The organism is Chondromyces crocatus (assembly GCF_001189295.1).
Lineage (GTDB): Bacteria > Myxococcota_A > Polyangia > Polyangiales > Polyangiaceae > Chondromyces > Chondromyces crocatus.
Window position 1 is genome coordinate 6335252 of the sequence record NZ_CP012159.1, and the last position, 21452, is coordinate 6356703.

The 21452-nt window shown below is 67.5% G+C and carries 15 protein-coding genes and 1 pseudogene; 8 read left to right on the top strand and 8 right to left on the bottom strand.

The window, feature by feature from the left end:
• Window positions 1-327: 327 nt before the first annotated feature.
• The 4 genes and pseudogenes from CMC5_RS23225 to CMC5_RS23240 all read left to right on the top strand — a co-directional run bounded on the left by CMC5_RS23225 (window position 328) and on the right by CMC5_RS23240 (window position 6604).
• Window positions 328-3711 (top strand): serine/threonine-protein kinase, encoded by a 3384-nt coding sequence (locus tag CMC5_RS23225; RefSeq protein WP_169796630.1) that lies wholly within the window; start codon window positions 328-330, stop codon window positions 3709-3711.
• Window positions 3698-5152 carry a phospholipase D-like domain-containing protein gene (locus tag CMC5_RS23230; RefSeq protein WP_050432474.1) on the top strand — a complete coding sequence of 485 codons (1455 nt, stop codon included), beginning with the start codon at window positions 3698-3700 and terminating at the stop codon, window positions 5150-5152. The genes CMC5_RS23225 and CMC5_RS23230 overlap by 14 nt, the downstream gene beginning before the upstream one ends.
• A gap of 216 nt (window positions 5153-5368) precedes the next feature.
• Window positions 5369-5674, top strand: a pseudogene (locus CMC5_RS23235) (dipeptidase); the annotation flags it as partial.
• A gap of 345 nt (window positions 5675-6019) precedes the next feature.
• Window positions 6020-6604: a hypothetical protein gene (locus CMC5_RS23240; protein WP_050432476.1), complete on the top strand. Its 585-nt coding sequence runs from the start codon at window positions 6020-6022 to the stop codon at window positions 6602-6604.
• Window positions 6605-6669: 65 nt separating this feature from the next.
• On the opposite strand, the gene CMC5_RS23245 is transcribed toward CMC5_RS23240, so the two are convergent.
• Window positions 6670-7929, bottom strand: coding sequence for a PucR family transcriptional regulator (locus CMC5_RS23245; protein ID WP_218920041.1), 1260 nt, complete (start codon window positions 7927-7929; stop codon window positions 6670-6672).
• Between the two features lie 139 nt (window positions 7930-8068).
• Here CMC5_RS23245 and CMC5_RS23250 point away from each other — a divergent pair, with 139 nt between their 5' ends.
• From CMC5_RS23250 to CMC5_RS23260, 3 genes are all read left to right on the top strand, one after another.
• Window positions 8069-9667, top strand: coding sequence for a flavin-containing monooxygenase (locus tag CMC5_RS23250; protein ID WP_050436078.1), 1599 nt, complete (start codon window positions 8069-8071; stop codon window positions 9665-9667).
• 155 nt (window positions 9668-9822) lie between these two features.
• A complete protein-coding gene (locus CMC5_RS23255; RefSeq protein ID WP_050436079.1) occupies window positions 9823-10854 on the top strand; it encodes a pyridoxamine 5'-phosphate oxidase family protein in 1032 nt (343 codons plus the stop codon).
• Window positions 10855-11162: 308 nt separating this feature from the next.
• Complete coding sequence (locus CMC5_RS23260; RefSeq protein ID WP_156338815.1) at window positions 11163-11519, top strand: hypothetical protein; 357 nt, start codon at window positions 11163-11165, stop codon at window positions 11517-11519.
• 21 nt (window positions 11520-11540) lie between these two features.
• Here the strand turns inward: CMC5_RS23260 and CMC5_RS23265 are convergent, their stop codons facing one another.
• The 7 genes from CMC5_RS23265 to CMC5_RS23295 all read right to left on the bottom strand — a co-directional run bounded on the left by CMC5_RS23265 (window position 11541) and on the right by CMC5_RS23295 (window position 19439).
• On the bottom strand, window positions 11541-13157 hold the full coding sequence (locus CMC5_RS23265; RefSeq protein WP_050432478.1) for an acyl-CoA synthetase: 1617 nt from the start codon (window positions 13155-13157) through the stop codon (window positions 11541-11543).
• A 102-nt stretch (window positions 13158-13259) separates the two neighbouring features.
• On the bottom strand, window positions 13260-13970 hold the full coding sequence (locus CMC5_RS23270) for a hypothetical protein (protein WP_050432479.1): 711 nt from the start codon (window positions 13968-13970) through the stop codon (window positions 13260-13262).
• Window positions 13967-15151: a methanobactin export MATE transporter MbnM gene (locus tag CMC5_RS23275; RefSeq protein ID WP_169796829.1), complete on the bottom strand. Its 1185-nt coding sequence runs from the start codon at window positions 15149-15151 to the stop codon at window positions 13967-13969. The genes CMC5_RS23270 and CMC5_RS23275 overlap by 4 nt, the downstream gene beginning before the upstream one ends.
• Window positions 15152-15217: 66 nt before the next feature.
• Window positions 15218-16207 (bottom strand): MbnP family copper-binding protein, encoded by a 990-nt coding sequence (locus tag CMC5_RS23280; protein WP_082362719.1) that lies wholly within the window; start codon window positions 16205-16207, stop codon window positions 15218-15220.
• Window positions 16208-16294: 87 nt separating this feature from the next.
• Window positions 16295-17884, bottom strand: a complete 1590-nt coding sequence (locus CMC5_RS23285) for a hypothetical protein (protein ID WP_156338816.1) — start codon at window positions 17882-17884, stop codon at window positions 16295-16297.
• Between the two features lie 59 nt (window positions 17885-17943).
• A complete protein-coding gene (locus CMC5_RS44855) occupies window positions 17944-18186 on the bottom strand; it encodes a tetratricopeptide repeat protein (protein ID WP_156338817.1) in 243 nt (80 codons plus the stop codon).
• Between the two features lie 650 nt (window positions 18187-18836).
• Window positions 18837-19439, bottom strand: a complete 603-nt coding sequence (locus CMC5_RS23295; protein ID WP_245677708.1) for an RNA polymerase sigma factor — start codon at window positions 19437-19439, stop codon at window positions 18837-18839.
• Window positions 19440-19998: 559 nt separating this feature from the next.
• Between CMC5_RS23295 and CMC5_RS23300 the strand changes: the two genes are divergently transcribed.
• Window positions 19999-21372, top strand: a complete 1374-nt coding sequence (locus CMC5_RS23300; protein ID WP_050432483.1) for a monooxygenase — start codon at window positions 19999-20001, stop codon at window positions 21370-21372.
• The last annotated feature ends 80 nt before the right edge of the window (window positions 21373-21452 follow it).

Sequence of the window (21452 nt, forward strand, 5' to 3'; positions counted from 1 at the left end):
TCCGCGAGCCCTTGCGCTTCCCAGGGCGTTGCCCGCGCACCAGCACGCGCCTTCGAACGCCAACGAGGCCGAGGCCCACGCCGGAGAAGGCAAAGGCCGCCCCATAGGCAGGCTCCCGCGGTACGCAAGGCCCTGAGCGTGAGAGAGGACGCTGTGGGCCGTGCACCTCTCAGGTGCCGTCGCTTCTGCCCCGAAAGTCGCATCGACGCCAGGCCGAGAGTGACGACGGGCCGCGTTGGAAAAGCGGAGCCGTCTTGGTACGCTGCTCGAATGACGATCGTCGGAGGTCGCTTCGCTCTGGCAGCGGGGGAGCCACGCGCAGGGGGCATGGCGGAGATCCGCAAAGGCGCCGACGTGCAGGACGGGCTTAAGACCGTCGCAGTGAAGTTCGTGAAGAGCAGCCGCGTCCGCGACGACAGGATCGTGCGAGAGGCTTTCGCCCGCGAGCTCGCCGCCCTCCAAGCGTTGGAGCACCCCAACATCGTCAAGATCATCGACTTCGACCCGCACCACGACCCGCCGTACATGGTCCTTGAGTGGCTCGAAAACGACTTTTCAGGCTGGCTCGCCACCACGCCACCGCGCGACTGGGGCGAGTTCTATGAGCGCATCGGTCGACCCCTGCTCGATGCGCTCCTCTACGCGCTGACCAAAGGCATCGTCCATCGGGACTTCAAGCCGGGGAACATCCTGTTCGACGACCAGGGTGCGCCGAAGATCACGGACTTCGGGATCGCGAAGTTCCTGGCGACGCCTCCGGCTCCAGGCGCGCCAACGCTCGCGCAGTACAAGTCGGAGCCGTACGCGCCGTTCGATGAGGGGAACGCCCAGGCCGCGCGCGACGCCTACTCGTTCGCGGTCCTGGCGCTGCGGTGTCTCAGCGGCACCGACTTCACGGCGCATGAGCACGTCGGCAAGGCGCTCGAGGGGTTCGCGGGACCGGCTGAAGTCCGAGACGTCCTGCGCCGCGCCCTCGCCGCCAACCCGGCCGATCGGTTCCGGGACGTCGTCGAGCTGCAAACCGCGCTCGACGCCGTCCGCACTCGAGAGCGCGCGGCAGAAGGCAGCACGCTTGCCTGCTACGTCTCGGCGCTACCGCAGGCGGTTGCAAAGCTCTGCGAGCGGCTGGATCAGAGCGATGAGCGCCGCGGCAGGGCGTTGCTCGCGCGGGACGTCTGCGAGTCCCTGGTACTGTTCTTCTGGCGTGAACGAGAGACTGGGCGGAAAGTCCCGCACCAGTTCCTAGGTCGCACGGCTCAGTTCAAGCTCCACCTTGGTATCGATAGCCGGTTGGGCGATCACCTCGTCGTCCTGAGCGCTTGGCCGGACGAATCCGTCGAAGGCGAGGCGCACAGCGAGTACGGGTTTCGCCCGCCCTTCCCGTTCGCGTTCGACCGCGTACCAGCGGGCGTCGACGGCGTCGCCATGGTCCGCTGGCTGGTGGACGCGCTCGAGCAGCACGAGATCGACGACGCTGACGCGCGCCGCGACCGCAAGGGGGAGGAACTGCTGAAGGAGTGGTCCAACACGCTCAGGTTTCGTCAGACCGTCGAGGACGGGCGCTACGCGCCCATCCCCTACAGCTCCTACCGAGTCGAGGGAAATCGGATCTACTTCGCCGTGACCTCGCTGCCGGACACCGTCGTCATCGAGCAGCCACGAATAGTTCGCCGAGACCAACGGACGCTCGCGTCCGGCGTCGTCGACGAGTTCACCCCATCAATGGTCGCCCTCTGGGTCGAGCGGGGCGTGTCCGACTCGCTCCCCGATCAGGGGCAAATAGTCTTCGACAACCGGGCGAGCCGCATCGCGCTCGACCGGCAAAAGGGCGCCCTTGACGCGGTTCGCTACGGGCGCTCCGTGCGCCCCGCGCTCCGCGACGTCATCCTCGACCCGTCGCGAGCCCGGCCTCCGAATGTCGGAGGGGACCTAAAGTGGGAGCAGAGCGACTTCGACGACGACAAGAAGACGGCCGTCAAGATGGCCCTGGCGGCGGTCGACGTCCTCGTCGTCCAGGGCCCGCCTGGGACCGGGAAGACGCGCTTCATCACCGAGCTTGTGGTGCAGCTCTTGCGACAGTCGCCCGAGTGCAAAGTGCTGCTCACCTCGCAAACGCATGTCGCGCTCGACAACGCCCTCGAGCGCCTGCACGTGCTCGAGCCGAGCGCGCGGATCCTGCGCGTCGCGCAGCGCGATGATGATCGCGTCTCACCCAAGATCCGCGACCTGACCATCGACCACGTGGCGACGCGATGGCGCGAGGACGTTGCGAAGGCGTCCGAGGCGTTCCTCTCCGCAATCGCCAAGGAGTTGGGCGTCAACCGGCAAGACATCGCGATGGGGATGTCCGCGGGACGCCTACGGGTCGAGTCCGCGGAGTTCGATCGTGTCAAAGCGCGGCTCGCCGAGTGCGAGCGGCGTATTGACGAACTCGAGCGGGGCGTGAAGGTTGCCCAAGCTGGTCACGTGGCCGACGGCTACCACGAGACGACGGAGGCGCTTGAGGAGGTCCGCGACGAGGTACGCAACCTGCTCGAGCAGCGGAAGACAGTCGGCGCGCGCCGGCGGGATGCGGCCCGACGGCTCGCGGCCATTGGGGAGCTAGGCCGCCAGCTCGCGGAGGCGACGACGGTGGATCTCGCGGAGTGGGAGCGGGGGCTCCTCGCGGGGAGCGACGCGGACCGCAAGGTGCACGCCCTGATCCGCCTCGCTGAGGAGTGGCAGCTGCGGTTCTCGTCTTCTCGCGAGTTCTACGCGGCGATGGTGGCGACTTCGTCGGTGGTCGCGGGCACCTGCCTCGGCTTCGCCCGCGTCCCTGGCATTCTTTCCGCCGAGTTCGACGTGTGCATCGTCGACGAGGCGTCGAAGGCCACCGCCACCGAGCTGCTCGTGCCGCTGTCGCGCGCCAAGCGGTGGATCCTCGTCGGAGACACGCAGCAGCTGCCCCCGTTCGTCGAGGACCTTCTGGAGGATCCGAAGCTGCTCGACGAGTACGGGTTGGACCGCGAGTCGTTCCAGACGACGCTGCTGGACCGGTTCGTAGCGTCCCTCCCGCCCGCCTGCGTAGCGTCGCTCACGACGCAGCACCGGATGGTCCGCCCGATCGGCAACCTGATCAGCACCTGCTTCTATGACGGGAAGCTCAAGAGCGTGCGCGAGGATGACGGGCGCACGCTCGCGGCCGCGCTCCCAAGCCCGGTCACGTGGTTCACCACCGCGAAGCTGCCGGGCCGCCACGAGACGGCGTCGAACGGCTCGATCAAGAACCTGGCCGAGGCCCGCTTCATCGGCCAGTGGCTCCGGCGTCTGAACTTCATCGCGAAAGCGGCGAGCAGGCAGCTGCGCGTCGCCGTCATCACAGGCTACGCCGGCCAGTGCATCGAGCTGGAGCGGGCGCTCGCGCACCTTCAGAAGGACGTCACTGCCCTCTCGCTTGAGTGGAACACCGTCGACGCTTTCCAGGGCCGCGAGGCAGACATCTGCGTCTACTCGGTGACGCGGTCGAACGACCGCGGGCAGATCGGCTTCCTCCGCGATGCGCGGCGAATGAACGTTGCGCTCTCCCGGGGGCGCCAGGGCCTCGTAATCGTCGGCGATCACGTATTCTGCCGGTCGGCGCGGAGCCCGAACCCCCTCCGTAACGTGCTCGAGTACATCGACGCCCATCCGGCGGATTGCTCGATCGAGGAGGCTCATTATGAGGGCCGATGAGATAGCCAAGCGGCTCGACGTCCGGGCCGGATACGAGCTCGTGACCTATCGCGAGGTCGGCCTCCCGATCTTCAGCGTCCACGCCATGGCGCTCGTCCAAGAGCGGCAGGAGCGAAGCTGTATCGAGGAGTTCGTGCTGCGCGCGCTGGTCGCGGGCCTGGAGACGGTGGCGCAAATCGAGGGCATCCTCGGCTTGCCCCGTCGAATCGTTGCGACGACGCTGGCCGATCTTGTGCGCCAAGAGGCGATTCGGACGAGCGCCGGCAGCGACCGCCTCTCTGTCACCGACCGCGGGCACGAGCTTCTGAGCGAGCGAGAACTCGTTTCGCCCGTGGAGCAGACCGTGTGGTTCCCGTACGACGGCCTGCTGCGGCGGCCGAAGTGGTTCGGGGACACGCAACTCCTTCGCCCAAGTGACCTCAAGGAGCAAGGGATCGTAGCCATTCGCGCCATCCCTGCGCGCCCGCCAGAGGCCGACGACCTAGGGGCAGCCGAGGTCTCGGAGGTCGTGCGTTTGGCGGCGAGCGCGGCCCGCTCGGAGCGACAGGTCCTGCGCATCCAGACCGTCGAGAAGCGCTACCGCATGTACCTGCCCGCGCTCGCGCTCTTCTACCGCAGCATCGAGGGAGGCGAGATTCAGGTCGGCTTCGCGATCGAGGGCCGCCTCTCACAGGAGCACGAACTCGCGTTCGCGCGCGGCAGCGGCCCGGAGCGGCAGGCCATGTTCGACGGGTTTCGAGACAGGTCCAGCATGCCTCGGCTCGACGGTCCCCTCGCGGGGCGCGCGGCCGAGCTGCTCGAGGCCGCGAGCACGCTGCGCAGGGACGTGGCGCAGATCACGTCGACACGGTCAGCCGTCGACAAGGCCGCCGTCGCCCATGCGTCGGCGGGGACGGACGAGGCCAGAGCGGAGGCAGCGAAGAAAGAGGAGAGGGCGCGGAGCACGCTCTCGGCAGCGGAGGCAGGCCTCAAAAAGGCCCTCATTCGGCCGCTCCCGGTCTATGAACACCCAGGAATCCTCGAGGCCGCGGTCAGGGACACCAAGCAGCGGCTAGTCATCCTCTCGCCCTGGATCAGTCATGCTGTCGTGACCGACGCGTTCCTTCGGGGGCTTCACAAGGCGTGCGAACGCGGGGTGCGCGTCTCGATCGGCTTTGGGCTCGGGGACGTGGACGAAGGCGAGAAGCCGTGGGACGCCGACGCGCGCCGGGCGTTGGAGCAGGCCGCCAAGGACCTTCCGAACCTAGTCGTGCGGCGGCTAGGGAACACCCACGCGAAGGTCCTCATCCAAGACAGCGACCTGATGGTGCTCACCAGCTTCAACTGGCTCTCGTACCGGGGCGACGCGTCGAGGCCATTCCGTGAGGAGTGGGGCACGCTCATACGCGACCCGCATGTCATCGAGGAGTTCTACTCCGAGGTCATCAAGCGCTTCGCGTAGTGCGGGCCGGAGCGTCGGTGGCCTGCGGCCACCCGTGTGCTCTCCGCTGGGGCTCCAAGTGTTCCGCGACGGCGGGGCCCACTCGCCCCCCGCCTGTCTGCGGTGCCCTGGTGTGCGGTAGGCGGAGCCCTCGGCGACCGGAGAGCCGGACGCTGAGACTGCCAATCATGCGGGGGGGCCGAGATCGCCAATCACGACTGCCGCTGTACACAGACCGTCGAGCCGATGATCGTCGGTCAGCCTTTCGTCGCGGCGACCAAGGGGCCTGCCCACGATGCGATGGTCGCCTCGCTGAGCGCAGCCTACGACAAGGACGTCGTCTCCTTGGGCCAAGGCGCTTCGATTCCGCTGTGTAACGTCTTCCAGACGACGTTCCCCAAGGCGGAGATCATGCTGCTCGGCGTGGAGGAGCCCAAGGCGCTGATCCACGCGCCGAACGAGAGCGTGGACCCCAGCGAGATCGAGAACATGTCTCTCTCCCTTGCGCTCTTCCTGCAGAAGTTCGCCGCCGCCCGGTCTTGAGCCGACGGGGCACCACGTTGGGCCCGGCGGTGCCGTATCTCAGCGTCGTCGGGCAGAGAAGTCCGGCATCGACGCACCCTCGAAGCAGGAGCGCCGCTCTTTGGCCTCTGGAAGGCCCTGAAGATGGCGGCCGGTTGGTGGCCGAGTCCCCCCTGCCCGGAGGGAATCGTTGTGTTGTCGTTATCCTCACGAGCGAGCTACGGCAACCATCTCGCGCCATGAGCAAGTCCTTCCTCCACCTCTTCCAGGAGATGGTGTCCGTGCTGCGCAGCCCCCCCAAGGTGGTGGTGTACGACGTGACGGTGCCTGGACCTCACCGCCGCGGAGAGGGCGCTGAGGCGGCCCATGCCAGACGATCTGCGCGCCTTCTACCGAGCACACGACGGCGTGTTCCTGTCCTGGGGACTCGAGGGGCGTGATGTCACGGAGCCGCTCGAACCCTTTGGTTTTCCCGAGTACGGAGCACCGCCAGGAGTGGTCAACCTCTTGCCCATGGCGAAGGCCTTCTCGACGAACTGGGTTCATCGCGATCTGATCAACTGGCCTTCGGAGGCGCATCGGGAGATCTACGGCGTCGAGGCACAGGACGACGAAGAGGACGACGACGGCCCGGAGCGCCTTCGCGCCGCACTGCTGGACCACTACTCCAGATACCAACACACCAGCTTGGTGTTCGGGCCACCAGACCAGCCGGCGTGGACCCTGATCGCTCACGATCACGGCGCCGACATGCTGTCGTCATCGCTTTCGACGTTCACCACGTACCTGGAGGTAACGCTGGCGAGGTGGGGGACGAACCGCATGCCTGTCTACAGACCCGTCCGGACCCGCGGAACCGCAACGCCTGGTGTGCCGATGATTGATGGGCCGATGAAGCACCCATCGCTCGACGAGATCGTGGAGGATCTGGCGAAGAGCGCTGCAAGCTGAGCAGAAGCGGAGAGCGGCTTCCGGTGGAGAGCATGAGGCACTGCCACCCTCATACCGCCAATCCCCTACGCGCCGCTCGATTGCCAGCGGAGCACCTCCAGCGCGACGGCGACGTGGACGCGACTGTGCTCGAGCGGCCGCGGCAGGAGATCTTCTGCCCGGGCGAGCCGACGAAGCAAGGTGTTGCGGTGCGTGTGGAGGCGCGCCGCAGCGCGGGATGCGTTGCACCCTTCGTCGAGGAAGGTCCGCAGGGCATCCTTGATTTCCGGACTGGCCGACTCGAGTGTCCCCAGGGTGTGCTTGATGAACTGGTCTGCGCCCTCTGGGTTGTGGGTGACCAGGGAGACGAGACGGACCTCATCGAAACGGACGATGCGTTGCTCGGAGCCGAGACGTGCGACCATGCGCTGCGTGGTGAGAGCGTCCAGGTGGCCACGTCGGAAGCCCTGAAGGCCCTGCCCTCTCGATCCGATGGCGATCCGGATGCCCTCGAGCTGTCGGAGCACCAGGCTCAGGCGCTCGACGTCTGGCTCGGCCCCTCCCGGCACCCATACCCACAGCGTCGCTGCACTGGCGATGATGATGAGAGGGCGTGGGGCCCCAGAGGCACGGCTGAGGGCGTCGGCCACACTCTCCAGCGCGCTGAGGTCTGGCTCGATGTGATCGCTCCAGACGACGGCAGCTCGGTGAGCCTGGTCGAGTTCGTAGCCGAGCCGCCGTGAAGCGTCCCCCGGGCCGAGCGGAGCGCCGTCCAGGAGGAGCGCGACGACCTCGCGTCGCTCGGCGTGGGTGCCCCGGGTCAACTCGTCGCGTTCCGCTTTCATCTGCGCGGAGATGTCCGCGATCGTCGCGTCGATGAACGACGAGATGGATCGTGCCGACACCTCGAGAAGCTCACGCAGCTCGTCCGGCCGGGAAGTCAGCTCGAAGGCAATCGACATCCACCGCAGCCAGGCCGCGTTCTGCCCTGTCCGGTAAGCGTTCAGCGCCGACTCGCTCACCCCGCGTCGCACGAGGTCGCGTGCAATGCCGAGGGGCTCGGCGCCAAGGTTGGGTGCCACGGGCGCCGCCGGATCACGAAGATTGGACGCCGCCCAGTGAAACAGGTTCGCGCGATTCGTCCTGCGGGTGGCCGCTGCGAGCACCGGGTCGTCAGCGATGGCCTTCATGTTCTCGACCGAGAGCGTCGCCCTGTCGATCTCCTCGATCCACGCCGGCGGTGCATTCAGGACCATCTCGGCCCCGCGCCGCATCAACTCGCGCACACGCTTCGATGGACGCGGCCACGGCCACTCGCCTGGCTGCTCCTGTCGCTGGTGCATCATGCACCAGGGTTAACGAATTTTGGTGCAGCATGCACCTTGCTCTCCACGCTCACTTTATCCATTGTTCGTCTCGTCGCCACGCACACGCGGACCGACCCACCCAGCCCACGAGCCCGGCCGAGCCATGGAGACCCCCACCATGCCCACGACGCGAACCACCTCCCCCCGCGAGCACATCGACGTGTTGATCGTCGGCGCCGGCATCTCGGGTATCGGAGCAGCTTACTACCTCCAGCGGGAGCTCCCTTCGACGTCGTACGCCATTCTGGAGGCACGGGGCTCCATTGGCGGCACCTGGGATCTCTTTCGCTATCCCGGCATCCGCTCCGACTCGGACCTGTACACCTTCGGCTATGCGTTCAAGCCCTGGAGGAGCGACAAAGCCATTGCCAGCGCGGACGCCATCCTCGCCTACCTCCGTGAGACCGCGACCGAGAATGGCATCGAGCGCAAGATTCGATTCCACCACAAAGTGATCACCGCCGCCTGGTCCACCGAGGACGCGCAATGGGTCGTCGACCTCGAGCGCACCGACACCGGGGAGCGTCTGGTCATCACGTGCCGATGGCTGTTCTGCGCCGGTGGCTACTACCGCTACGACGAGGGATTCACGCCTCGGTTCGAAGGCACGGAGCGCTTCCAGGGGCAAATCGTCCATCCGCAGCACTGGCCTGGCGATCTCGACTACGCGGGCAAGCGTGTCGTCGTGATCGGGAGCGGCGCCACGGCCGTCACCCTCGTGCCAGCCATGGCCGACACGGCCGCGCACGTGACGATGCTCCAGCGCACGCCCACGTACATCCTGTCCATCCCCTCCGAAGACGCGATCGCCAACTTCTTGCGGAAAATCCTCCCCCAAGAGCAGGCCCACGAGCTCACACGGCGGAAGAACATCACCATGCAGCGTGCGGTCTGGCGCCTCTGTCAGCGCTACCCGCGCATGGCGCGACGCCTGATCCGGCACAGCAATGCCAAGCAGCTCCCGAAGTCGTATCCCGTCGATGAGCATTTCAACCCACCGTACGACCCCTGGGATCAGCGGCTGTGCATGGTTCCCGATGGGGATCTCTTCAAGGCCATCCGCGAAGGCCGCGCGTCCGTGGTCACCGACCACATCACGACCTTCACCGAGCGGGGCGTCGCGCTGAAGTCGGGTCAGGAGCTCGAAGCCGACATCATCGTCACCGCCACGGGATTGAACCTCCAGGCGTTCGGGGGCATCACCCTGACCGTGGACGGTGCGCCCGTGCACCTTCCCGACAAGGTGGCCTTCAAGGGCATGATGCTCGATGGCGTCCCGAATTTCGCCTTTGCCGTCGGCTACACCAACGCTTCCTGGACGCTCAAAATCGGACTGCTGTGCGAGCATCTCTGCCGGTTGCTCGCGTACATGGATGCCCAGGGGCACACCATCTGTCGCCCCGAGCTGAGTGAGCCGACCATGGAGCGGCTGCCGCTGCTCGACTTTGCCGCTGGTTACGTGAAGCGGACCATCGACCTGTGGCCTCGCCAGGGCGACCGCGCCCCCTGGCGGATGTCCGTCGACTATCAGGCCGATACCAAGCTGCTGCGAGAGGACTCGGTGGAAGATCGGGACCTGCGATTCTCTTCGCATGTCCGCCCTGCCCGCGCGGCGGGACCTGGAGACCGCAGTGAGCGCGGTGGTGGGCCGACCTCCCCTCCCGAGGATGACGCCACCAGGGTCTGCGAGAGCCCTTCCGCTGGCCCTGCGATGTGACCGTCACGCCCCTGGCACCCGCTCCGCCATCCCAGCGGGTGCCGTCCGCGACCTTCCACCCGCGGGCGCTATCGACACCGCAGCCACGGCGACCTCCGCCGCAGTAGTTGATATTGACATTCAAATCTGCCATGCCACCCTGACGGGTGACGGCGATGACGCTCGTACGAACGGTCGAGGAGCTGGAGCAGGTCGTGGGCTCACGCCCTCTCGGCTCCCTGATGAAGTCCGTGGACCAGCTCGACGAGCATTGCCTGCGGATGCTCGCGCTCTCACCCTTCGCGGTCGCTGGCTTCGCCGACGAGGACGGGCGCGCTCGCATGACGACGGTGGGAGGGACGCCAGGGTTCGCGCGGGTCGTCGGCGCCACCGTCCAGATCGACCTCCACGAGTCGGTGGCGCTCGCATCCAGCGTCGGCTGTGGGCTCCTTTTTTTCATCCCTGGCCTCGGCGAGACCCTTCGTGTGAACGGCAAGGGGGTCGTCGAAGGCAACACCCTCGTCGTCACGGTCGAGGAAGCGTTTGCCCACTGCGCCAAGGCCTTCCTGCGCTCCTCGTTCTGGGAACCGCCCGTGAAGGTGCAGCCAGTGTCGATGGTGCCCACGCCGACGGGCCTCCTTGCCGAGAGCGACGTGCTCACCTGGCTCTCCCGCGCCCCCTTCATCGTGCTCACCTCATGGGACGCAGCAGGCCACGCCGATGCGAGTCCCAAGGGCGATCCGCCCGGTTTCCTTCGGCTGGATCAAGGGCGTGTCGCCATTCCGGATCGGCCAGGGAACCGTCGGACCGACACCTTCCACAATGTGGTCGAACAGCGGCGCGTCGCCTTGCTGGCGTTCATCCCCGGCGAAGACAGCGTCCTCGAGGTTTCGGGAGACGCTTCCCTGACGACTGAACCCGCCTTGCTCTCATCCATGGCGGTGGCCGGCAAGACCCCGAAGATTGCTCTCCTGCTCGATCCCAGGGACACACGCCTGACCCCCTCCACCGCGCTCGCGAAGGCGAAGCTCTGGGATGCATCGCGTCATGTCCCCGAAGCCGAGCGACCGAACATGGCGCACGTATTCATCGACCACGTGAAGCAGAACCGTCAACGCGGCGTTGCGGCGACTGCGGTGCGGGCCATCGCGTCGAAGCGGATGATGAGCTGGGCGCTTTCGCACGACTACGAAAAGAACCGGTACTGACTGCGCGCAAGCGCCATTCGGACCTTCCAGAGAACACCCGCGCGACGCTGTACGAGCCCTGGATGGCTGCCCTCGTCCGATGCGCTCCTCGACGACCGGAGTCGCGACATGCTGACGGCATGGTCGACCCGTGGTGCATGGCCTTCTCGATCGACGTCTCGTGAGCTATTTGCACGCACTGCGACCGTTTGTATGTTCGGCGCCCAACCCCGTGGCTGCAGGGCGGCCGTGGGAGGCATGTCGAACCGCATGGGGGACTAGCTGCAATGGAGCTCGATGTGCATCGGTGGGCTGTCGTTGGTGATCTGATGATCAGTGTGACCCTTCCAGGGTCGAGCATCGACGCGCTCTGGCAATCCTTCGCGAACGACCTCCTCGCTCTCGACGTGACCCGGTACCTCGGCGTGGCGTTCAAGGGCGCCGAAGTGACCAGCGTGCGGCGTCGTATCCTCGCGGATGCACTGCTCCACAAGAACATCCGCTTGAGCGCGGTCACCGAGGACAAGGTGACGAACGGCTTCGCCACGGCGATGTCGTGGCTGGGCGTCGACGTCGGTGCGTTCACCTTGTCGGAGCTGGATCGAGCCATCGCGCATCTCGACGTGCCGGATGACCGCATTCAGCGCGTGAAAGCCGAGCTCGAACGACTCAGCCGGGCGTACTGAACGCGTCGAGCGCAGGGGAGTTCATTCGCTCTTCGCGCGCTCCCGGAGCACGAACTTCTGCACCTTGCCCGTCGAGGTCCGGGGCAGCGGTCCCAGAACGACGTGCCTCGGGGCCTTGAAGTGTGCCATCCGCTCCCTGCAGAACGCCTGAAGCTCCTGCGGCGTCGCGTCGTGCCCGTCTTTGAGTTCCACGAAGGCACAGGGGGTCTCGCCCCACTTCTCGTCGGGCTTCGCCACGACCGCCGCGGCGAGGACGGCGGGGTGACGGTGGAGGACGTCCTCCACCTCGAGCGAGGAGATGTTCTCACCGCCGGAGATGATCACGTCCTTCGAGCGATCCTTGATCTTCACATAGCCATCCGGCTCCACCACACCGAGATCGCCCGTGTGGAACCACCCCCCGCGGAGCGCTTCCGATGTGGCGACCTCGTTCTTGAGGTAGCCCTTCATGGTGATGTTGCCTCGGAACATCAGCTCGCCCAGCGTCTCGCCATCGGCAGCGACGGGGATGAGGGTCTCGGGGTCGAGCACGGCCATGTCCTCCTGGAGGAGGTAAGCGCCCCCCTGGCGGCCATTCATTCGCGCGCGCTCTTCCAGCGGCAGCGCCGCCCACGCCGTCTGCTTCGTGCAGGCAGCCGCAGGCCCGTAGGTCTCGGTGAGGCCGTAGACGTGGGTCAACGCGAAGCCCATCCGCTCCATGCCCTCGATGACGGAGGGGGGCGGCGCTGCACCCGCGACCAGACAAGCGATCTTGCCGAGCCCCTGCTTCAGCGCTTCGGGAGCGTTGATGAGCATCGCGTGGACGATGGGGGCACCGCAGTAGTGGGTGACCTGGTGCTCACGCATGAGCGCGAAGATGAGCGCAGGGTCCACCTTGCGCAGGCAGATGTGGGTGCCTGCCATGGCCGTCACCGTCCACACGAAGCACCAGCCATTGCAGTGAAACATGGGCAGCGTCCACAGATAGACGGCATGGCGCGGCATCCCCCACTCCAGCGCATTCCCCACCGCATTCAGTGCGGCGCCGCGGTGGTGATAGACGACCCCCTTCGGGTTGCCGGTCGTGCCCGAGGTATAGTTGAGCGCGATGGCGTCCCACTCGTCGTCCGGCAGGCTCCAGACGAATGCTGGATCCCCCTCGGCGAGGAGCGCTTCGTACTCGAGCGCTCCGATCGGCGTGCCCTCGGGTCCGAGCACGTCGTCCACGTCGACCACGAGAGGCTTCCGGGCCAGGTGATCGAGCGCCTTTGCCGCGGTGGCAGCGAACTCGCGGTCGACGAAGAGCACCTTGGCCTCGGCGTGTTCCAGCATGAAGGCCAGCGCTTCGGCGTCGAGCCGGGTGTTGAGCGTGTTCAGCACCGCCCCGATCATGGCGGGACCGAAATGCAGCTCGACCATGGCCGGCACGTTGGGCAAGAGGGCGGCCACGGTGTCCCCGCGCTGGATGCCGCGCCTTCGGAGCGCCGAGGCGAGCTGGCGCGTGCGGGTGTCGACCTCGCCCCAGGTGAGTCTCCTTTCGCCATGGATGATGGCGATCCGGTGCGGGAACGTGCGGGCCGCCTTGGTGAGGTAGGAGAGCGGTGAAAGGGGCGCGTGGTTGGCCTGGGTCCTGGGGAACGCGTCGTAGGCGGTGGTCATGGGTGGATGGGACCTGGAGCGTGAGTGTCCAGGCCCGAGCCGAGCATAGCCGGCCCCGAGAGCGGTTACCTAGTGCGGGCCGAACTGGGACGGCGGCCTCCCTCAGGGCTCGACGGTGAACGTGCTCGGCTCCCCCGCGAACGGCCCTGCGCCTTCTCCAATCTCGTTGTTCTCGAACACGGCGTTCGTGATCACGGCCGTCAGCGGCTGCTCGGCGATGCGAAGCCTCTCCCACTCCTCTTCGCTCGGCGGAAATGCGAGCGCGGCGGTGAATACCCGCAGCACGGGCTCGCCCTTGGCCGACGACACCACCAGGTAGTACCCCCGCCCGTTCAGCGGCGCTCCGTGAGCGATCGCCGCCCGCTCCGGTCCAAACAGCACCCCCAGCGCACCCCAGCCCATCCGAGCAGCTTCCGTCGGGGCGCTCCCTTTTGCCCGTCCGTACGTCTCGTTCGAGCCGGCACGCCCCTCTGGACGACCTGGACCCCGCAGCGACCCGAGCGCATCCCGCACGTGCCACCGGAACACGAGCCCTGCCTCCACCGTGAGCGTCGCACCATCCGCCGGCACATCCAGCACGACGGCCTGTGCCGCCACGTCCTCGGGCTCCTTGGCGAGCAGCGCCTCCAGCGCCTCGTCGGTCGCGCCGCCCCGGTAAACGACGCCTTCCAGTGGGTCGACCTCCCCGGGAGGCACCTCCGGCGTGTGCGAATCCTCGGATGAATCGGAGGCACACGCGCCTGCGTACAGGGCGCCGGACACCGCCACGACCGAGAGCCCCACGCTCACCACCCGTCGCTTCCAGCGCTTCATGGCGTCTCCACCCAGGGATCCGACAGGCGCGGATCGGTCAGCAGCGCATCGTCCGTCAACGACTCGAGGAACGCCTTCACGTCCTGCCGCTCTTGCGGCGTCAGCGTGAACCCGACCAGCAGCTCGCTCTTGTAGGGGTTCTCGTTCCCCACCCCTGCATGGGGCCCGCTGGCGATGGTCCGCCCACCCGACCCGTAGTGGTCGAGCGCCTCGTCCAGCGTCGTCACGCTCCCGTCGTGCATGTAGGGGGCCGTCACGGCGATGTTGCGCAAGGTCGGCGCCCTGAACCGGCCCATGTCCATCGCGAGACCCGTGATCTCGCGCAGACCGGTGTTCCCCTCCGGGTAAGCGCCGGTGCCCCCGATGTTGTAGAGGCCCGTGTTGTGGAACATCAGCTCGGTGAACGTGCTGCCGTCGTGCATCACCGAGTCCGAGAAATTGAACCCGCCGTGACAGTGGAAGCACTCCATCTGCTCCGAGAAGAACAGATCTTTCCCGCGCAGTGCCGACGTCGACATGGCCGTGGGATCGCCGCCGTAGGTGTACCTGTCGAACGGTGACCTGTAGGAAAGGATCGACCGCTGGAAGGCGGCCAGCGCGCGCGTGAGGTTCTTCAGCTGGAGGGGCTCGTCCTCGCCCGGGAAGGCCGCCGGGAACAGTTCCTGGTAGAGCGGCTCCGCCCCCAACCGTTCCATCAGCTCCACTTCCTTGCCGGCGAGCCCGAGCTCGACCGGATCCTCGCCGAACATCGGCACCAGGGCCTGCTTCTCCAGGCTGTCGAGGAGTGGGTTCGCCCAGGTGAGTGCCGAAAGGAACCCCGTGTTCACCAGGCTCATCGAGCCACGGGGATGGACCTCGCCGGTCGAACCCACCGACCGCGCGAGACCGTCGGTGAAGGCCAGCTCTTGTCGGTGACACGAGGCGCACGAGAAGTCACCCGTGCCGGAGAGGCGCGGGTCGTAGAACAACCTCCGCCCCAGCTCCACCTTCACGACGGACATCGGGTTGTCCTCGGGCACCTTCGGTCGTGGGAACCCGGGGGGCAGCCCCCAGTCGAAGGGTCGCGCCTCGGCGCCCCCTTCCCCGCCCTGGCCCCCGGCGCCGCCGGTGCCGTCACCAGCGCCGCTCCCTCCCGTGCCCGAGGTCGTCGCAGAAGGGTCCTCTCCGTCGCTGCAGCCCATGGTCGACCAGCCCAGCGAGAGCACCAGCACCAGCAAAGGCACCCGCATCGTCATGACGAACTCCGATCACTCCACGCGAAAGAGTTGCTGTGTCGGGAGCATTCCACCGCTCTCGATGTCGATCCCGAGCCGGGCGAAGATCGGTCCGCAGTCGGGATCCAGGGGGCCCGACATGCATCCCGGGGCTCCGCCGGCATTGACGGACAGATCGCTGTCCGCGACGGCCGCCGCATAGTCCACGAGGATGGGCGTGGTCAGGGGGTCGAAGCCTTCCAGCACCACCTCCACCACGTTGGGGCGTGCGCAGGTGACCGCTTCCCCCGAAGCGGCATCCCCCGCACACCCCGTGCTCCCGAGGTGCAGGTTGAACGCTGCGTCCGCGCCTGCCGGAACGCTGTCCACCCGCAGGAACTTGTAGCCAGCCTGCCAGCTCCAGAACATCGCCGTCAGGTTGAGCGGCGAAGGTGCCGTCGACGCATCGGCATGGTTGAGCGCCGCGGGAACGCCGAGCTTGAACGAGAGGCCAACATACTTTCCTGCCGGCGCAGTCCCCTGCACGAGCCGGTTCGTCTCCACCGTGCCGTTCGAGCACGCCCCCGAGCGATCCTCGAAGTCGAGCAGCGCCAGATCCTGGTGCTGCCACAGCCCATCCTGGGTGAGGGTCAGCGGCACGGCGAGCCCTTCTTCAGAGAGCAGCCGCACGTCATGCACGTACAACCGGAAATCGGTGAACGAGACCTCCGTGGCGGCCGTCCCGAGGCCGGCGAAGGGGGTCGCGCAATCGAAGGCTTTCTCTCCCACCCGCCCTTCGAAGCGCAGCGTGACGTCCGTCGTCGTGCCGCCAGCGTCGCCTCCAGCGCCAGCGTCGCCTCCAGCGCCCCCTGCACCGCCGGCGCCCCCTGCACCACCATCGCCTCCGCCACTCCCGCTCGGAGCGCTGGAGCTGCTGGAAACGTCGGGATCGACGGGGGCCTCTCCACTGCACGCACTGCAGAGCGACGCGCAGAGGACGATGCACGAGGGGGCCGAGACGAGCTTCGAGAGCACACGCTTCATGACCTGTCTCCTCAACCAGGAAACCAGCCTCCTGGTTCTCTACTGCGCGGCTTCACGCCGCGGGATGCGGTGAATTTTCGCAGTCCGTCAGAGCCCCTGGACGCCGAGCGTCAGCCCGGGCCACAAGGACCTCAAGGCGAAGCCGGCCACGCCTTCATGGAGCCTCGCTCCGCCGAGCAGCCCCAGGCTGCTCGCGTCGACGTCGTCCGAGAAGATCTGGTTCAGTTCGGGGCCGCCGAAGAGGGCCAGGCCACGCGTGAGCTGGACGCCCAGCACGGCGCGGAGCTGCAGCATCAGCGAGAACTGCGCGCCCGACGAGTGGAGCATCGGGTAGCCGATCATGTCGACGTCCACGAAGAGGCGCGGTGACGCCTGGATGTGCCCACCCAGCCCGAACGCCGCCACGCCACGGACGCCTTCGCGCTCGGGGCGGAGCCCGACCCCGTAGATGTTGTGGAATCCGTTTCCGCCGTGCTTCAGCCCGGCCATGAAGATTCCCGCGTCCGTCGCCCACAGGTCGAGGTGCAGGCGCCCGTCGGGTACGATCGACAGCAGGCCCAGGGACAGCGTGGAGCGCCGTGCGACGTTCACCAGGCCGACCTGGACCCCCTCCATGCCGCCAGCCGCGACGTTCACCCCACCGAACTGCACCCCCTGCGCTTCCCCGGTGGCGACGTTCACGGCGCCGAGCTGAAGTCCCCGCGCGTTCCCGCGCGCGAAGTTCAGCCCCCCCGTGACCTGCACACCCGCGACATCGTGGCTCAGGTTGCCGACAATCGCCGTCTGCCAGCCCGCCACGGTACCGGTCACGAGGTTGGCGCCTCCCGCGAGCTGCACCCCGCAGGCGCCTTCTCGGGCGAAGCTGGCCCCGAGGGACAGCTCGAAGCCCACCGGGCCCTTCGAGAGTCCCAGGGTCGCGTTGAGGGCGACATGGCGCTTCACCTCCACGCCGGTGAACGACGAGGTCCCCACGTGGGGGGCCAGATCGAACCCGAACGGGCTGACGACCGTGCCTGCCGTTCCGCAAAATGAGCTCGCCGTGCGTGCCGGAACAGGGGCTTCCGTGGTGGCTGCCTTCGACCTGACCTCCTTGGCCGATGGCTCGTACGTCGGCGCACCGGAGGCTTCGGCTGTCGCCGGCGGAGCCCCATCGGCTCCGGTCGGCGCGCTCGTGGAAGGCGCATGCCGCCCGAGAAGCGCGCTCAGCTCTGCGGCCTCGTCACGGACCAGGTTGCCAGCGAGCAGCGCAAGCACCTCCACGGCTTGCTTCGCATGCTTCGGCAGCTCCACGGCGCGCTCCACGATGCGGCCATCGGCCGCACGGAACGTCATCACGGCGCGAGATTCGGCCTCTCCACGAAGGACCAGCGCGTCGGTGCCAGCGCGACCGGCGCCCGACGCGAGCGTCACGGTGGCGCCGAGCTCGTGTTCGATGGCAGCGCGCAGGGACTCGGCCTCTACCCCGAGCGGCCGCCCTTCGAGCACCAGCACCAGCCCTCGCCCCACGGCCTGACCCGACGTCCCGGCGTGCCCCTCGGCGGGCTGCGCAGCGAGCGCTGCACCAGCGCCTCCGAGCAGCGCTCCAGACAGCACGCCGACCAGCCCGGCGACGGCGAACACCTGTCGGCCGCGTCTTCCGCTGTCCGTGCGCGTCTCCTCCATCGCTCTGACCACCACCGGCGCCATCTGCCCTGAGTGCCCGCGCCTTGCCCGTTCGTTCAACGCCTGCTCGCGAATCAGGGAGCGGGAGGCGCCGCATGCTCCAGCGCATCCAGCAGCTTCTGGGCATCGGCTTGCCGGTAGCCTCCGAAAGCGCCCCGCGCGAAGGACTCGAGCGCGCTCCTGGCCTCTCCCGCGCGCCCGAGCCGAACCAGGCAGAGCGCCCGGTTGTAACGTGCTTCCGTGGCGAATCGCCCGCGCGGATCCTCGCGCAGGTACGCATCCCATGCACCGAGCGCCGCGGCAGGATTGCGCTCCACGAAATGGATCCTGTGCGCCTCCTTGTAAAGCGCGTGCTCCCTCGAGATCACATCACCCTCCGGCGCGACCTCGGCGCCTGCCCTTGGTGGCGACGCGCTGGAAGGCACCGCCCTCGGTGCTCCCGTCTGCGTCACCTCGCGGGGCGCAGCGGCGATCGACGAGGACGAAGCCACGTCTGGACGAGCGCGGCCTGATGCGACGCTCCTCGTCTCATGACCGGGTTGGGCCACGGTCTCCGGCGCAGACTCCGACGATCGCTCTGCAGATGGGCCCCCTTCGGTTGACGAAGGCTGCGCAGAGGGAGCCCCCGCAGCCCGGGATCCATCGCTCGTATCGGGGATCTCTTCGCCGTCCGACGGCGCTCCGGGCGAGGCCTTCGTGGACGCAGGTGGCGTTCCGGTCGGCTCGGCGTCATCGAGGATCGAGGTTACCGCCGTCCACAGCGCCGGGAGTCCACCAGGGCCCGCCCACGCCAGCGAGCCCACGACCACTGCGGCGAGCGGGACCACCGTCCTGAGGAGCACCACACGCCGCGTCCGCTGCTTGCGCATGGTCGCCAGGATGCGTGCCCGGGTGGCATCGGGGTTCGCCGCCGCTCCGTCCGACTGCTCGCGCAAGGCGCGGGCGGCTTCCGCTAGCACATCACGCTTCATCGGATCCCCTGCTGCTCGAGGAGCGCTCGGAGCTTCTGCCGTGCATGGAACACCCGGGTCCGGACCGTGGCCTCCGGCACCCCCATGATCTCCGCCGCTTCCCGCGACGTGTACTCGTCCACCTCGAAGAGCACGAACGCCACCCGCTGCTCCATCGGCAGCGCGTCCAGCGCCCCTGCCAGCGCGCGGGCGAGGGAGGCCCGGTGCGCGAGGTGCTCCGGATCCTGGACCGAGGCCTCCGGCTCCCGCGCGTACCGCGCCATGGCGGCCCGGTTGCGGGTCGCCGAGCGGACATGGTGCCGTGCGTGGTTCACCGCGATCGAGATCAGGAACGTCCGCAGCGACGAGTTGCCTTCGAAGCGCCGCATCGCGTTCGGCAAGTTCACGAACACCTCGTGCACCAGATCCTCGGCCGCTGCCTCGTCCCCGAGGAGTCGCCGCGCGAACGCCCTCACCGCCGCGTGGTGCTGATCGTAGACGGCCCCGACGGCCGCAGGATCGCTGCGCCGCAGCCGCTGAACGAGGAGCGCCTCGCCCCGATCGCGACCCTCCCCTTTCTCGGGCATCACCAGCGCTCCGAAAAGCTGCATCACGCTCATCGCAGCTTCCTCGATGCACGGCCGGAGCGCCACGGAACCCAGGGCTCCTGCCGCTCCCTCCCCCTGCTCTTCGTCATGTTCTGCATGATCCGACGGCGCTGCATCCCACGAGGCGTCACGGTTCGACGAGGAAGTCCCGCGGACCCGACCTCATCCACGAGCCCACCGAACCGAGCCCGCGCCCTTCGTGCCCGCAAGCTCCCGGAACGTTCAACCCTCGAGGTCGATTTCTGGAACTGCTCGTATTCCCAGGGAAACTTCGCGCCCGTCGCTGGACTTTTTCGAAGGGGGAGACCGCTTCGACGCCGCGCGCCCCCTGACCTCCCCCGGGAGCGTCCCTGGACGTTCAGGAACTCGAAGAAGCGTGCCTCGACGCGGAGGTCCTTACCTTGGCCAGCCCCCTTCGTCGGCATCCAGTCCCGACCTCTGCTCTCTCTCTCCGCGATCCGGCTGGAGCCTCTCCTCGTCGCCGGAAGGCGTGAGCGAAAATCGAACCGACCCTTGAACGAAACGAAATCGAGCGGGCACCCATCTCCACCATTCACGAGGAGAGGCCAGCATGCCGAGTCACGTCGTCGCACCCGGTCTCGTCGCTCTGTTGCCACTGACCCTGATCATCGGCTGCAGCAGCAAGGACGAGCCCCTTCCCGAGCCCACCTTCTGGCAAGACGTCGCGCCCATCATGATGTCGAAATGCGTCACCTGTCATCAGAAGGAAGGGATCGGACACTTCCCGCTCGATGATTACGAGACAGCGCGGCAGCGTGCCGCCTCGATCGATGACGCCGTACAGAGTGGCCGCATGCCCCCCTTCCTCATCTCCCATGACGGGAGCTGTGGCGACTTCCAGGACGACAGCACCCTCACCACCGCTGAACTCGACATCATCCATCGATGGGCCTCCGGAACGCGCGCGGAGGGAACACCCGACGACAGGCTGACCCTCCCGCCCGTGCCCGTGCTCGATAATGCGACGGAGTATCGAACGCCTTCGGTCACGCCCCTCATCGATCCGACCAATCCGCTGGGCGCCAACGATGAATACCGTTGCTATGAGATGGAACCAGGAATCCCTGCGGATCGGTTCATCACGGGATACCAGATCATCCCGGGCAACCCCGCCATCGTGCACCACGTGGCCATTTACGTCGTGAAGCCCTCGGCCCCGTCCTATTTCGACGGCAGGACGAACGGCGACGTCATGGCCGAGCTCGACGCCCTCTCCCCCGATCGGCCTGGATGGGATTGCTTCGGTGCCGCCGGCGATGGCGTGGCCCACGCGGCCGTCCCCGTCACCTGGGCGCCGGGACAGAACGTCGTCGAGTACCCCCGTGACGTCGGTCTACGCATCTCCCCCGACGATCGGCTGGTCATCCAGATGCATTACAACGTCCACGAGCCTGGCGCGCGGCACAGCGGCCCGAAACCTCGCCATGGCGGCTCGGAGGCGCCCGACTCCACGCTCGTCCGGCTCCGCTATGCGGACAGCGTGAAGCGGAGCGCCATGATCATCAGCCATGATCCCTTCATCGCAAGCATGTTCGGCGAGCGCCCCGACAGCCTGCCGCCTGGCCAGAAGAACGCGAGCTACACCTGGAATGCCAGCCGCGCCGAGCTGGACATCCTCCCCTCCGACGGCACGCTCGAGGTGCTCGGCGTGATGCCCCACATGCACGAGCGCGGCCGCACCTTCGAGATGCGCTTGAACGCGCCCGGGCGTGAGGAGTGCGTCGCCCGGGTGGATGACTGGGATTTCCACTGGCAGAGCATCTACTGGTACCGCACGCCGCCGCGCATCGACCCCTCCACCTCGGTCGGCGTGACCTGCACCTTCGACACACGCGACACCACCTCCCCCGTGCTCCCTGGCTGGGGGACCGACAACGAGATGTGCCTGTCGACGTTCATGGTGGCGCCGCCCGCCACCCCTTGAGAGCGGGCTTCGAACCCCGCGGGCTCATCCAGCGCGCCACGAACTGGCGGGTCGAGGAAGCCTCGTCCGGAGAGCTTGGT